The organism is Monoglobus pectinilyticus (assembly GCF_002874775.1).
In the GTDB taxonomy this organism is placed as follows: Bacteria; Bacillota; Clostridia; order Monoglobales; family Monoglobaceae; genus Monoglobus; species Monoglobus pectinilyticus.
Genome location: NZ_CP020991.1, coordinates 2490660 through 2505083 on the forward strand (window position 1 = coordinate 2490660; position 14424 = coordinate 2505083).

The 14424-nt window shown below is 38.3% G+C and carries 10 protein-coding genes; 4 read left to right on the top strand and 6 right to left on the bottom strand.

Annotated elements, in window-relative coordinates; all coding sequences use genetic code 11:
* Positions 1-153 precede the first annotated feature (153 nt).
* Positions 154-960, top strand: a complete 807-nt coding sequence (locus tag B9O19_RS10470; RefSeq protein ID WP_102366361.1) for an AraC family transcriptional regulator — start codon at positions 154-156, stop codon at positions 958-960.
* 404 nt (positions 961-1364) lie between these two features.
* Here B9O19_RS10470 and B9O19_RS10475 read toward each other — a convergent pair whose 3' ends face one another.
* The 5 genes from B9O19_RS10475 to B9O19_RS10495 all read right to left on the bottom strand — a co-directional run bounded on the left by B9O19_RS10475 (position 1365) and on the right by B9O19_RS10495 (position 8341).
* Positions 1365-3281 (bottom strand): ABC transporter ATP-binding protein, encoded by a 1917-nt coding sequence (locus tag B9O19_RS10475; RefSeq protein ID WP_102366362.1) that lies wholly within the window; start codon positions 3279-3281, stop codon positions 1365-1367.
* A 1-nt stretch (position 3282) separates the two neighbouring features.
* On the bottom strand, positions 3283-5013 hold the full coding sequence (locus B9O19_RS10480) for an ABC transporter ATP-binding protein (protein WP_102366363.1): 1731 nt from the start codon (positions 5011-5013) through the stop codon (positions 3283-3285).
* Positions 5010-5546 (bottom strand): MarR family winged helix-turn-helix transcriptional regulator, encoded by a 537-nt coding sequence (locus B9O19_RS10485; protein ID WP_102366364.1) that lies wholly within the window; start codon positions 5544-5546, stop codon positions 5010-5012. The genes B9O19_RS10480 and B9O19_RS10485 overlap by 4 nt, the downstream gene beginning before the upstream one ends.
* Positions 5547-6786: 1240 nt before the next feature.
* On the bottom strand, positions 6787-7110 hold the full coding sequence (locus B9O19_RS10490) for a hypothetical protein (protein ID WP_158648986.1): 324 nt from the start codon (positions 7108-7110) through the stop codon (positions 6787-6789).
* 91 nt (positions 7111-7201) lie between these two features.
* The gene (locus B9O19_RS10495) at positions 7202-8341 is read right to left on the bottom strand and encodes an MBL fold metallo-hydrolase (protein ID WP_158648987.1); all 1140 of its coding nucleotides are present in this window, start codon (positions 8339-8341) and stop codon (positions 7202-7204) included.
* Between the two features lie 159 nt (positions 8342-8500).
* Between B9O19_RS10495 and B9O19_RS10500 the strand changes: the two genes are divergently transcribed.
* Together B9O19_RS10500 and B9O19_RS10505 are read left to right on the top strand one after the other, a co-directional pair.
* Positions 8501-8809, top strand: a complete 309-nt coding sequence (locus B9O19_RS10500; RefSeq protein WP_102366367.1) for a helix-turn-helix domain-containing protein — start codon at positions 8501-8503, stop codon at positions 8807-8809.
* A gap of 108 nt (positions 8810-8917) precedes the next feature.
* A complete protein-coding gene (locus B9O19_RS10505; RefSeq protein ID WP_102366368.1) occupies positions 8918-9229 on the top strand; it encodes a helix-turn-helix domain-containing protein in 312 nt (103 codons plus the stop codon).
* A 760-nt stretch (positions 9230-9989) separates the two neighbouring features.
* Here B9O19_RS10505 and B9O19_RS10510 read toward each other — a convergent pair.
* Positions 9990-11417 (bottom strand): glutamate synthase-related protein, encoded by a 1428-nt coding sequence (locus tag B9O19_RS10510; protein ID WP_102366369.1) that lies wholly within the window; start codon positions 11415-11417, stop codon positions 9990-9992.
* 637 nt (positions 11418-12054) lie between these two features.
* Here B9O19_RS10510 and B9O19_RS10515 point away from each other — a divergent pair.
* A complete protein-coding gene (locus B9O19_RS10515) occupies positions 12055-14424 on the top strand; it encodes an endonuclease MutS2 (protein ID WP_102366370.1) in 2370 nt (789 codons plus the stop codon).

A 14424-nucleotide genomic window follows, 5' to 3' on the forward strand; every position in this document is an offset into this window, starting at 1 on the left:
CATCTCCTTAATTTATTTAACTATCAGCTTAATTATATCAGACAGACAGTAATAATCTATTTATTTATAGACTGAAACTGCCCAAAAATTGAACTGAGTAGTTGAAACTTTATTACAAATGTGATATACTCTATAATATAGAGGTGAAAAGTCATGAATCAATTCTATGAAGTTAGAAAAAGTGAATTTTCTGTGAAAAATAACCTATATGAAGTGGCATACAGCCCTCATATACACATGGATATAGAAATATTGCACATGAGAAAAGGTTCTCAGCATTTGAGGATTGACGGAAAATCTTATTTGCTTAAGCAGGGGGAGACAGCCGTAATATTCCCAAATATTGTACATGAGTATTATAAGGAAAATATTTCAGTTTCCGGTGTTGATGAGATGCTGATAATATGTTCCAAAAAGTTTTACGGCAGATTTTTCCCTGATATGACCGACAGCTTTCCATTAAATCCGATTATAGCAAAGGAAGAATTATCTCCGGACGCTAAATATGCGTTTGAGAGTATTTCTAGCAGCCTGTCAAAAAATCTTCAGATTGCCTGGACGGTAATAATTCTGAGCAGAATTTTAGAATCGGTAAATCTATCGCAGGAAATACATGCACCGATTGAAGATATAAGCTTTAAAATTATGAAGTATATTGAGGAGCATTTTACTGAGCCTATAAGCTTGGAATCCATAGCAAACGAATTATGTGTGGCTGAGACCTATGTGTCGAGAGTGTTTTCAAAGAAGATAAAGATGAATTTCAGAAAATATTTAGGAATTGTCCGGGCAGAATATGCAGCAAATCTTCTGCGTATGACAGATGATAAAATCATTACGGTGGCGGAGAACTCAGGATTTCAAAGTGTAAGTACATTCAACAGGGTATTTCATGATATCTATGGCATGTCACCGAGAGATTTTAGGGATAATATAACCAAATATACCAGAGCCAACTAAGCTGTTTTAGGTTTTAACAGCTTTATTGTGAAGTTATAACATTGTACTTGTTATTACAGCAAAAATATAAACGTGTTTTATAGTGTATTGGAAGTATTAGAAAGTCAGTAGAAAATTAATATTGTTTTTTTAGATAATTTTAGCAGGTATGAAATATTAATTAGATAACGTTATATGACAGCTCATATAACGAGGAGTGCCAGCACATCTTACTGTTGTTCTTTAAAAACACCCTTAATTTTTCTACCTGTTTTGATGTAAGCTTTCCGGTTTAGTTTTATAAACTTTTAAAACAGTTAGATTAGGTATTGTAAAAGAGTACTATATTGTATAAAGACGTTATAAAAAACATCACGGGTGGATTCGCATAATCCACCCGTCTGTTATATTCTCAAAACTTGTGTTTATTCCAATTCAAAGGCTCCTGTATACAGCTGATAATATCTGCCCTTTTTCTCAATTAAATCCTGATGATTTCCTCTTTCGATTATCTCACCGTTTTCAAGCACCATTATCGCGTCTGCATTTCTTACTGTTGAAAGCCTGTGGGCTATTACGAATACCGTTCTGCCTTTCATCAGGGCGTCCATACCTTTCTCAATATGAGATTCTGTTCTGGTATCTATGGAGCTGGTTGCCTCGTCGAGTATCAGTACCGGAGGGTCTGCAACGGCTGCTCTGGCAATCGCAAGAAGCTGTCTCTGTCCCTGGCTGAGATTATCACCGTCGGCGGTCAGCATGGTGTTGTATCCATCAGGAAGATGCGTAATAAACCAGTGTGCATTTGCTATTTTTGCGGCTTTTATAACATCTTCATCGCTCGCTTCGAGGTTACCGTATCTTATATTGTCCATTACGGTGCCTGTAAACAGATGTGTATCCTGAAGAACAATTCCAAGCGCCCGGCGCAGGTCATCTTTATTAATTTTGTTTATATTAATCTTATCAAATCTAATTTTTCCGTCAGGAACGTCATAAAATCGGTTAATAAGATTTGTGATAGTAGTCTTTCCTGCTCCGGTAGAGCCTACGAACGCAATTTTTTGTCCCGGTTTAGCATAAAGAGAAATATCGTTTAGAACGGTCTTTTTGCCGTCGTAGCTGAATGTTACGTTTTCAAATTCGACTGCTCCGCAAACTTCTGTGTATGAAATCTGACCGTTTGAGTGAACCTGTTTCCAAGCCCATCTGCCGGTTCTGTGGTTAACTTCGGTTATATTTCCATTGTCGTCAATTTCGGCTCTGACAACTGTTGTTTTTCCGTTGTCAACCTCAACGTTTTCATCAAGAAGTTCAAAAATTCTTTCCGCTCCAGCCATAGCGTTAAGTATGGAGTTGATTTGCTGGGATACTTGTGTGATAGGCTGTGAGAATGAGCGGGTATATTGCAGAAAGGCTGCTAGTGAACCAATACTGAGCGCCAAAAATCCGGCGTCGCTGTTTCCGCTTATTATAGTCAAATATGCGCCTATCATAGCTGTGAGCGCGTAGTGAATATATGAGAGGTTTCCCATTATAGGCATTAGTATGTTGGCAAAGGTGTTAGCGTTGGAGGCGGCGTGTTCAAGTGAACCGTTTAAGCCTGCAAATTTTTGTTTTGATTTGTCCTCATAACAGAATACCTTTACAACTTTTTGCCCTTCAATCATTTCTTCAACATATCCGTTTACTGCTCCGAGCGATATTTGCTGTCTTTTAAAGAAGTGGGCTGAACGCTTGCCGATAAATTTTATAACTATCAGCATAATAACCAGCATACCAACAACCAGCAGAGTAAGCATAGGACTTAGAATAATCATCATAATAAAGACGGATATGACTGTTAAAAGAGACGATATCAGCTGGGGCACGCTTTGAGACATCATCATCCTGAGAGAGTCGGTATCGTTTGTATAGCGGCTCATTACATCTCCGTGCGAGTGTGTGTCAAAATATTTGATAGGAAGCCTTTGCATATGTTCAAACATTTGGTTTCTTACCTTATACAGCACACCGCACGACACGCTTACCATAATCCTGTTATAAACCCATGAGGAAAGCGCTCCGATAACATAAATAACCAGCATGAATACTATCACTTGTATGAAACCTGATAAGTCTGGGTTCTGACTTCCAATAAACGGAACTATATAGTCGTTGATTACCGGTTTCAGAAGATATGTGCCCAAAACGTTGGCTCCGCTGGAAACTATAACCGCCAGCACAACTATAAATAGCATGAACTTGTATTCTTTAAAATAGCTAAACAGACGTTTGGCTGTCTTTTTAGTGTTTTTAGGCTTTCTTATTACGCCTTGTTTTCCTTTTCCCATCGGCGGCATATTATTCAGCTCCTTTCTTCTGAGATTCATATACTTCACGGTAGATTTCATTGTTTTCAAGAAGCTCGCTGTGAGTTCCAACGGCGTTTATGCGGCCGTTATCCATTACCACTATTTTATCGGCGTCTTCAATAGAACTGATACGCTGGGCTATAATTATAGTAGTGGTATCCTTGAGCTTGGTTCTGAAAGTTTCACGTATCTGAGCGTCTGTAGCGGTATCTACCGCACTGGTGCTGTCATCCAAAATAATAATTTTCGGTTTTTTAAGCAGAGCTCTCGCTATACAAAGTCTCTGTTTTTGTCCGCCCGAAACATTAACGCCGCCTTGACCCAAATTGGTTTCATAGCCGTCAGGGAGAGACATTATGAAGTCATCTGCACAAGCATCTATACAGGCTTGCTTTATTACTTCATCAGACGCATGTTCGTCGCCCCAGCGTAAGTTTTCAATAATGGTTCCGCTGAACAGAACATTTTTTTGCAGAACCATAGCAACCTCTTCACGCAGATGGTCCAGTTTATATTCGCGGACGTCGTGCCCTCCGACTATTACCCTGCCTTGGATTACGTCATAAAGACGTGGGATAAGCTGTACCAGTGATGTTTTGGAAGAACCGGTTCCGCCTATAATACCAACCGTCTCACCGGATTTTATATCCAAGTTTATGTGACGAACGGCGCAGTTCATAATATCATTGTGGTAACTGAACGCAACGTCTTCAAATTTAATTGATCCGTCTTCTAGCAGAATTTTATCATTAGCCTTTTCGTCAGTAATATCAATTTTTTCGTCTATTATTTCAACAATTCTATCGCCGCTGGCTTTTGAGTTTACAAGCATAATAAAAGCCATAGAAATCATCATAAGCGACATAAGTATTTGGGTTACGTATGAAATAAAACTAATAAGCTGACCGGTCTGCATATCGCCGACCATTATCATGTTTCCGCCGAACCACAGTATAGCTACTATACAGCAGTAAACAACAAGCTGCATTATCGGCATATTCACAACGATAAGTTTTTCAGCGGCTTTTTGGGTGTCTCTTACTTCACGCGTTGTTGTTTCAAACTTTCCGTCTTCATATTCTCCGCGGACAAAAGCCTTTACAACACGTATTCCGGATAAGTTTTCCTGAACAACTCGGTTTAATTGGTCCATCTTTTTGAGCATTATTCTGAACTTCGGCATAGCGAATTTAGAGACAATAACAACCATTATTCCGATTATAGGGATAGCGACTAAAAAGATAGACGCTAGTCTTGCGTTTATGGAGATAGACATTATAAGCGCCATTACAAACATAACAGGGGCTCTGACGCACATTCGAAGTATCATCATAGTAGAGTTTTGTATGTTTGTAACATCAGTAGTCATTCTTGTAACCAATGATGAGGTGCTGAACTTATCTATGTTTCCGAAAGAAAAGTCCTGAATTTTATAAAATAATGCTTTTCTTATATTCGCCGCAAATCCTGCTGAAGCGACAGAAGCGGTTCTGGCGGCTCCGGCTCCGAACGCGAGTGAAAGCATTGCCATAAGCACCATTAATAATCCCATTTTAACAACATAGCCTATATCGGAATTTTGAATTCCGACATCAACCAAAGTTGCCATAAGCATAGGAATTGTGGTTTCCATAGTTACTTCTCCAATAATCAGAAATGGAGTTATTATAGAAAATTTTCTATCCTTTTTGGACATCTGTTTTACCAGGGTCTTTATCATTTATCATTGTCCTCCTTGTCATAAAAATCTATACAGTCGTTGAACTTTTCGCAGTGGTGGTGTCTTGGTTTAAGTCGAAGGAGTTCCTCAGGGTCAATATTGTTTTGACTCTCACCAGTTATATTTATTGTCATTCTGTCAATAACATTACAAAAAGTATTCAGGTCATCATCTGAAATTCCCGAATACACTTTTTCATCAAATGAGTCAAATATTTTTCTGCATTTTGCAACTGTTTCTTTTCCTAATTCAGTCACATAAAGGTTCTTTTTCCTGAGGTTATTTTCATCTTCCTTTTTTTCTAAATATCCGGCTTTTTGCATACGTTTGGTAGAAACAGCGATGCTGGCAGGAGAAACGCACAAAAATTCAGCGAGTTCGTTTTGGCTGCATCCGTCGTTTTTGATTATGTATTCAAGCACCGGGAGCTGACGGATATGCAGTTTGTTGTCCTCAAACAGACTAAAAAGGGTGCTTCTTTTTAAAATCTGAAATTTGTCGATACGCCCATTAACTTCACGGTAATCAATCATAAATTTCACCTCCTGACTTTAGCTTGATTTGGCTTTCAGCCACATACTTTAGTATAATAAGCTTGTTTAAACCGCTTAATAGTTAAGCGTTTAACTATTATAGAATATAACAATTATAAAGTCAATAGTTTTTTTATATAATAAGGAAGAGGAATAAGAGAAAAAGTTTGTTAGTAATATTTAGCACCTTTTAATGTGAGTTACATGTAATAATTTAAAGGATATTACTGCTTGATTTTTGAAGTTTTTAAGTATATAAGAATAAAATCTGTAATTTCGAACGAAGACTAAGATTGTGACCAAGCCTATACGTTAACTTTTTTAAAAACTGTTATATTATTTAATAAGACCATTTATGTACTTTGTATATGACCCCATATAATATATATTATTATTACATAATGAGGTGTTTGAATCATTTATTATTACACTAAAAAAGCGGTTTTTTCAGTGAACTTCGGTAGGGCGGCATAGCCGCCTCGTTAGGTGAACTGCCATCTGAACACGCAGTGTTCAATATATAAAAAAACTATCTATATACTATGTATATGACCCCATATAAAAAAATTTATTATTACATAATAAGGTGTTTGAACCATTTCTTTTTCTGGCAAGAAAAAGAAACGCTTCACCTGTGACCACACCTGCAAGGTGTGTGTAATACAAGGTTACTTGTTTTGAATAACCTACAATGTCAATAATATGAATACTCAAATAAAAGAAAAAGTGCTTGCTCGCTTAGGTCGCCTGCGGTTCCAAGGGGCGCTCGCCCCCGCTAATTTCTTTTGCGCTCCACGCACAAAAGAAAAAGCCTTGTTACTTTCCCGTTGACTTTGTGTGCTGCCGTGAATAAAGATACTCCGAGTTCTTTATTTATTTACTTATCAAAAAAGCTGGAGTTCAGTTTAATTTAACACACAAAAAAACAGAGGTTTCAGTGAACTTCGGTAGGGCGGCATAGCCGCCTCGTTAGGTGAGCTACCATCTGAACACGCAGTGTTCAATATACAATTTACTTATTAAAATTAACTATGTATATGACCACATATACAAAAATTTTATTATTACATAAAAATAGTTTACGCGCTCGGGTCCGGCGAGCGGAACCGGGTCTAGCTCAGCAAACTATCTCTTAGAATTATAGTTACCGAAATATCTAATAAATCAAGTATTTATATTTTATATTATCTTCTTTTCGCATTTAAATTGATACTTTCATAAATTATTGTCCTTTTTATTTTTAATCGAGTTTTTCTATATCAAGTACAAACTTAGTATGTTTAGTGTACCGAATATGATAATTCCCGTATTTTTCGTAAGCATTCCAGTCACAGCCGTTTAGATGTTTCAGTTCTTTATTGTCTGTATCGACATATGAAACATGTGGACCAAAGACAATGCGTGTCGGCAATTCATTTACATATAAATCCTGACCGCCGCTTAATGCGCTGGGTATATCTGTACTCATATAAATCAAGAAAAACAGTATAACGCAAAAAATAATTATAAACACTACAAAAGTCTCTTTTTCCATATAATCATGTTTTCTTTTATTTTTCAACATATGTAAAAGGCACAATAAGACAGCTAATGAGCTAACAAATAAAATAATAAAACTAATCCAATAAAGCATATATAAACCTCCAAATTTAAAATTATGGGTGACAGTTGCCGCAAAGGGTATACCCTGCTTGTATTGCATTGTCACGGGTATCAAAATACATTCTGTTATGTTCTGCCGGGAGAGTTTTACATGACGGCAGATGAAATTTTTTAGTTTTACTGTTGCCGATATAACCTGCCTCCACTGTATCTCCTTTAGCTTCCGTCTTTGGCGTTGTAACGTCTCTTTGCGCTGATAGTGTATCAGCGTCCGCATTTTTGGCTGGTGTTATAGTTACGGTATGACCGTTGCTTACAGCAATTATATCTCCTTGAATATCCGTCCTGTAAACTTTTGCTCCGGCGTCCCCAAGCCGGCTCAACACGTCCTCCGTAGGGTGTCCGTAGGTATTGTCTTTACCGACAGAAATAACCGCATATTCCGGCATTATCTCACGCAGAAACGGGTAGGTAGTAGAGTTACGACTGCCGTGATGTCCTACTTTAAGCACCGTCGCGGATAAATCATAGCCTTTATCTAAAATCTGCTGTTCTTCCTCGCGCTCCGCGTCTCCGGTAAACAAAAACGAAGTTTCACCGTATATAATTTTCATAACAATAGAGCTGTTATTTTTATCATTTTCCGATTCTGTGACCGGGCCGAAAAAATTAACGGTGCCGCTGCCAAACTGAAAGCTCTCGCCGCAGACAGGGTGTTTTATTATTAAGCCCTGCTCCTCTGTTTTTTGCTTGAAACTTTGATATGATTTTGTATCAGCTTCAATATTGGGTGCATACACGTTATTGACTGTGATTGTGGAAAGCGGAGCAGAAAGTCCGCCTATGTGGTCCTCGTCAGGGTGGGTGCAGATAATATAGTCCAAACAGTTAATTCCTTGATTTTTGAGATAGGTATATATTACATCACTTGCTTTGGGTCTACCGCCGTCAATCAGCATTGATTTTCCGTCGCATAATACTAATGCGGCGTCACCTTGTCCTACGTCTATAAAATGAACTGCAAAGGTAGAGTTTTCCGGAATTATTGCTGATTCATTTATTTCCGGCATAGCTGTTGCGTACGTGGTATCTGTAGCAGGATTAGTAATTACATCAGTTTGCGTTATCGTACCACAAGCGGAAATATTAAATACTATTATAAATATTAAGAATAGAGATAGGATTTTTTTCATGTCCATTTCTCCGTTTCATTTTTACTTTTTCTTTTGGAAAGCATATTTACGCATAATTTGTTTACAATACAGTTTAGCACAACTGTATTTACGTTTCAAGTACATATCTATTAAAAATTTGAAAATAAATGTAAAATAGAACGATAAGAAGGTGATTTATTGGATATTCTTGAAAGATTAAATAAAGTATTAAAAGAAGCAGGTATAACTCGTTATCGACTTTCTAAAAAATGTGATGTACCCGAAGAGACACTAACGGGTATATTTAATCGTGGAAGTATTCCAACGATAGTTACTCTTGAAGCAATTTGTAAAGGTTTAAATATTACCTTGTCTCAATTTTTTGCTGAAAATGATATGATTGAACTTACGCCAGAACTAAAAGAACTATACAGTGATTGGAGATTTTTAACACCAAAGCAGAAAGAGCTAACTAAGCAATTTGTAAAGGAAATGAAAAATAAATAAGTTAAACCGCATATACAGTTTTTGAAGACTGTGTATGCGGTTTAACTTAACGAGTATACAAAAACTCCACGTGGTTATAAAATATTAAATCGAAAGAGGTGATATTTTTTGAATGTACAGGATAGACTTAATGAACTGCTTAAAAAACAAAATTTATCACGGTATAGGCTTGCTAAAAACAGCGGAATACCAGAGGAAACATTGACAAATATTTTTAAGCGTGGAAGTATTCCAACAATTCCAACACTTGAAATGATTTGTAAGGGGTTAAATATTTCTCTTTCAGAATTTTTTGCAGAAGATGATATGATTGAGTGTTCTCCAGAGCTTATGGAACTACATGATGAATGGAAATTCTTAACACAAAAACAAAAAAATTTAGTTTTAGAATTAATAAAAGAAATGAGAAATAAAATATAAAAACCGTCATACAGCTACCGAGAATGGCAAGCATATGACGGTTTTTATTTTATGAGGGCGTAGGGCGGTTATACCGCCCTACCGAAGTTCACTGAAAAACCGACTTTTTTTATGAATTAAATAAATAGGAACTTGAAATATCTTTATTCACGGCAGTACACAAAGTCAACGGGAAAAAACAAGGCTTTTTCATCTTGAAGCGCAGATTCAAGATGAAATTAGCGGGGGCGAGCGCCCCTTGGAGCCGCAGGCGACCTAAGCGAGCAGTACTTTTTCTTTGGTGAAGCGTTTCTTTTTCTTACGAGAAAAAGAAATGGTTCAAACACCCTATTATGTAATAATAAATTTTTTACATGGGGTCATATACAAAGTATATAGGATAGTTTTTTTATAAACAAAATAATATAATTATATATATTGGTTATTCAACTTACAAACAGTAAGTCAAAAAAATAGTTTACGCGCTCGGGTCCGGCGAGCGCAACCGGGATAGGCTGCATACCAATGAAAGCATCAACTGATACTGGAAGAAGAATAATTTAAAATATAAATACCTTGTATATTAGACAATCCGGTAACTATAATTCTAATAGCTAGTTTGTTGAGCCAGACCCGGTTCCGCCCGCCGAACCCGGGCGGCACAGATATTTACTTTAGATTCTGATTCCATATAAATAAAATAATTTAAGGGCACAGTTTTCGTAGCTTGAAAAACTGTGCCCTTTTCAATTTTAATAAAATTTAAATATAATAATACATATCAGCAGTGCAGAATATTTGTATATTCTGAAATCTCCCTGCTGGTGGTGCAGAGGTCTGACACACTCATATCGTGAAGATTTTCGTGACCTGTTATGCGCGCAAACGTTCTTAACTCTTCTAAAGAACAGTTGAGAAAATTAGCAACCCTTAATACTGCCGGTTCCTCTTTAAACCGGCTTCTCAATTCCTCGTCCTGGGTTGCCATTCCCATAGGACACATACCGCTTCCGCATATCCGATACTGCTGGCAGGCGGCGGCAATCAAACCTGCGCTCGCTACAGCAACCGCATCGGCGCCCATTGCTATCGCTTTCGCAAAATCGGACGATACTCTCAGCCCGCCTGTTATTACCAATGAAATATCTGATTTGACAGAATCAAGATATTTTCTTGCCCTATATAGAGCAAATACGGTCGGAACACTGGTCGAATCCCTGACTATTGCAGGACTGGCTCCGGTTGCTCCGCCCCTGCCGTCAATCGTTATAAAGTCGGGCTCGGCAAAAACGCAGTATTCCAAATCTTTTTCTATTTTCCCTGCCGCAATTTTTATCCCTATCGGACGGCCGTCACTGCGTTCGCGAAGTTCTGAAACTAAATCTTTTAAGTCTTCCCTTGTATTGATATTTGAAAATTTGGAAGGGCTTATAACATCCTGACCCAGCGGTTTGTTTCTGATTTCGGCAATTTCAGGGGTTACTTTTTCTCCCGGAAGATGTCCGCCCATTCCGGGTTTTGTTCCCTGTCCGATTTTTATTTCTATTGCGTCAGCATTTTTAAGGTTTTCATCCGTAACGCTGTAAAGGTTAGGAACGTATTCAAATATGTATTTATAAGCGGATTGCATTTCCTCAGGCAGAATTCCGCCCTCGCCGCTGCACATTGCCGTTTTTGCCAGCGCGCTCCCTTTTGCCAGCGCAACTTTAGTCTCTTTTGACATTGCTCCGAAAGACATATGCGATATGTAGACCGGGTTTTCTATGACCATTGGGCGCTTAGCGTTTTTACCTATTACTGTTGTGGTATAGACATGGGCGTGTTCGTCAAGCGGCGGAGGATTGAGCTGTGCTCCGAGTATAAGTATATCATCCCAATTCGGCATTGGACGGCTTGTACCCATAGCTGATATAATGGATTTTCCGGTCACCGCCATTTGGTGAATCTCATCCATATATCTGATTGTTTTATCGTGCCGCTCATATTCTCTGGGGTATGAAAGGTCAATTTTGTTTTCCTGTTTAGTTTTAAACGATTCAAGTTCGTCAGGTTCGTTTGCTTCAGTTGGCTCATCTGATGATTCTTCAATGAGTTCAAAATCTGAGGCCGGATGTTTACAGACCGGACAAAACTCGATTTCATCAATTGTTTTTCCCTCAGCCTCTTCATCAAAAATAAATCCGCATATGGGACATTTGTATTTTGCCATAAAATTCACTCCTTTTATTATATTTATGATACAATTTCAATTTATAGACAAGACTGCTTATTATTTTTTAATTTAATTATTACTAGTTTTATATGACCTGGTTTTCTTTAATTAATTATATTTACAACACAAATATCTGTGTATATATTGCAGATAGACAAAAGTTAATGTTTTAATCTTCTCATCTGCGGAGTGGTCTAAGGAGAGTAAGCAGCGTTTTCGAGCCGTTTTTCATCCTTCGGCTCAGTTTAGATAACAGTTAACTCATCTGAGGAGCTTATTATGTTTATGCAGTTTTTTTCTCAAAACCACTTTTTTACGCATTGTAGCTCCTATTATATATAGAAGTTAACTTTGCTTTTGTGTTATAATAAATAGATTTATTTAAATTATAAAATTAATTTAAAAGTTAAACGCCTTTTGTTTTTTATCTTTTTCGACACACTGTAAATCTATTATAATACTATTTTTATTAATTTTCAACAATTTTTATTACTTTTAATATATTAATTTTATACTATTCGGGGTGCGTGTTGACTATCCGCTGTTATTTGTGTATAATATTAAGTTGTTGGTTCCGGGATAATAAGCTGTAACGGAACTTTTCAAAATTGAATTTAAATCTGGGAGATATGAGATGGAAGAGAAATCATTATCAACTCTTGAATATACAAAAATTTTAAAGTCGCTTTCAGAGTGTGCTAAAAATGACGACGCAAAAACAATGGCAGAAGAATTGAAGCCGTCGTCAGATTTCCGCGAGGTGGAAAGGGCGCTTGCAGAGACAGATGCTGCGGTTACTATGTCGCTTAAATTTGGCTCGCCCGAAATATTAAGAGTAGAGCCGGTTGACGGAGCGATAAAGCGTCTTGATGTGGGCGGCGCACTTTCGGCGGCCGAACTTCTTAATGTGGCCAGGCTTTTAAAATGTATCAGAAATTTAAAGAGATATACTAAGGAACAGACAGGGGTGCTTGAGGAATATTTTTCTGAGCTTGTCTCCGCTAAACCTATAGAGGACGAGATAAACAGAGCGATTGTTTCTGAGGATGAAATTGCGGACGCGGCCAGTCCCGCTCTGGCTAATGTCAGAAGAAAGATGAAAAATGCAGGTGCCAAAATAAAGGACAGCCTTGACAGCATGGTTCGTTCCGGTCACTATCAAAAGTTTTTGATGGATAATATAGTAACTATGCGTAATAACCGGTATGTTGTTCCGGTTAAAGCCGAGCACCGCAGTGAGGTGCCCGGTATAGTTCATGATATGTCCGCCTCGGGCAGCACGGTTTTTATAGAGCCGTCGAGCGTTGTAAACGCCAATAATGAACTGCACGAACTGGAGATAAAAGAGAAGGCGGAGATAGAAAAGGTATTATATGAGCTGTCAAACAAGGTTGCTGAAATATCAGAGCAGGTCAAGTATAACTATGAGACTTTGATTTTAATAGACTTTATTTTTGCCAAGGCGAAGTTGGCTCTTGATATGAAAGCCGTCTGTCCGAAATTGAATACTGACGGCAAAATAAAAATTGTCAAGGGAAGACATCCGCTTATAGACAAGTCGAAAATAGTTCCGATAGATGTTCGGCTGGGCGATGATTTTGACGTTTTGGTGGTTACGGGACCCAATACCGGAGGTAAGACTGTTGTGCTTAAAACTATAGGCTTGTTTTGTATTATGACTCAGGCGGGGCTTCACATACCGGCCAACGATGAGAGCGAGATGCCTGTGTTTGATGATATTTTCGCTGATATCGGCGACGAGCAGAGCATAGAGCAGAGCCTTTCAACATTTTCATCACATATGAAGAATATAGTTCATATAGTAGAGAATGCAGGCCCGAATTCGCTTGTGCTTTTTGACGAGCTGGGAGCGGGAACCGACCCGGTTGAGGGAGCCGCTCTTGCCACGGCTATTATTGAAAGTATCAGGCTTATTGGCGCAAAGATTGTGGCTACCACTCATTACAGTGAACTGAAGCTATACGCGCTTTCGACCGACGGTATAGAAAACGCCTCCTGCGAGTTTGACGTTGAAACCCTTAGCCCTACTTACAAATTGTTGATTGGCGTGCCCGGCAAGAGCAACGCGTTTGCCATATCTAAAAAATTGGGTTTGCCGGATAGTATAATTGAGCGTTCAAAAGAGAAATTGTCAGATGAGAATATAAAGTTTGAAGATGTTCTCGGCAGTATTGAAGAAAACAGGGTTTCCGCTCAAAAAGCTAGAGAAGAGCAGGAGCGGATGCGCCGTGAAATAGAGCAGCTCAAAGATGAACTGCAAAGAGAGCGCGAAAAGATAGATAAGAAAAAGGATAAAATATATGATAACGCGAGAGCGAAAGCAGAAAAAATAATAAAGCAGGCTCAGGAAGATACGGAGAGAATGCTTGAAGAGATAAAACAGCTTCAAAAGGAAAAGCGGAATAAGGAAGCTGTCAGGGCAATGGAAGAGGTTCGCAAAGAGCTGAAACTCAAGGAAAAATCTAATGTACGCCCCAAAAATCGCAGGAGCGGCGGCGTAAAGTCGAACGTTAATTTAAACACTTTGAAACTTGGCTCCAATGTTCTGATTATAGACCTAAATGACAAGGGAACTGTTCTTTCGATAAATAAAGATAATCAGACAGCAGTAATTCAAGTTGGCATAATGAAAATCACTGCTAAGATTTCAAATCTAGTGGTGCTTGAAGATGAAAAGGGTTCAAAGCCTGAAAGCTATGTGGCTCCAAAGAGGTCGACAGGAATCAATACTGCAATGAGCGGAAAGACCGAAGTTGATTTAAGAGGTATGACAATAGGCGAAGCGGAGCTTGAAGTTGATAAGTTTTTGGATGAGTCTGTATTGAGCGGCCTCAGTGAAGTCAGCCTTATTCACGGAAAGGGCACAGGCGCGCTGAGGGCAGGGATTCATGAATATCTGCGGCATCATCCGCATGTCAGAAAATACCGCTTAGGCAGGTTCGGCGAGGGCGATATCGGCGTTACGATAGTGGAACTCAAATAG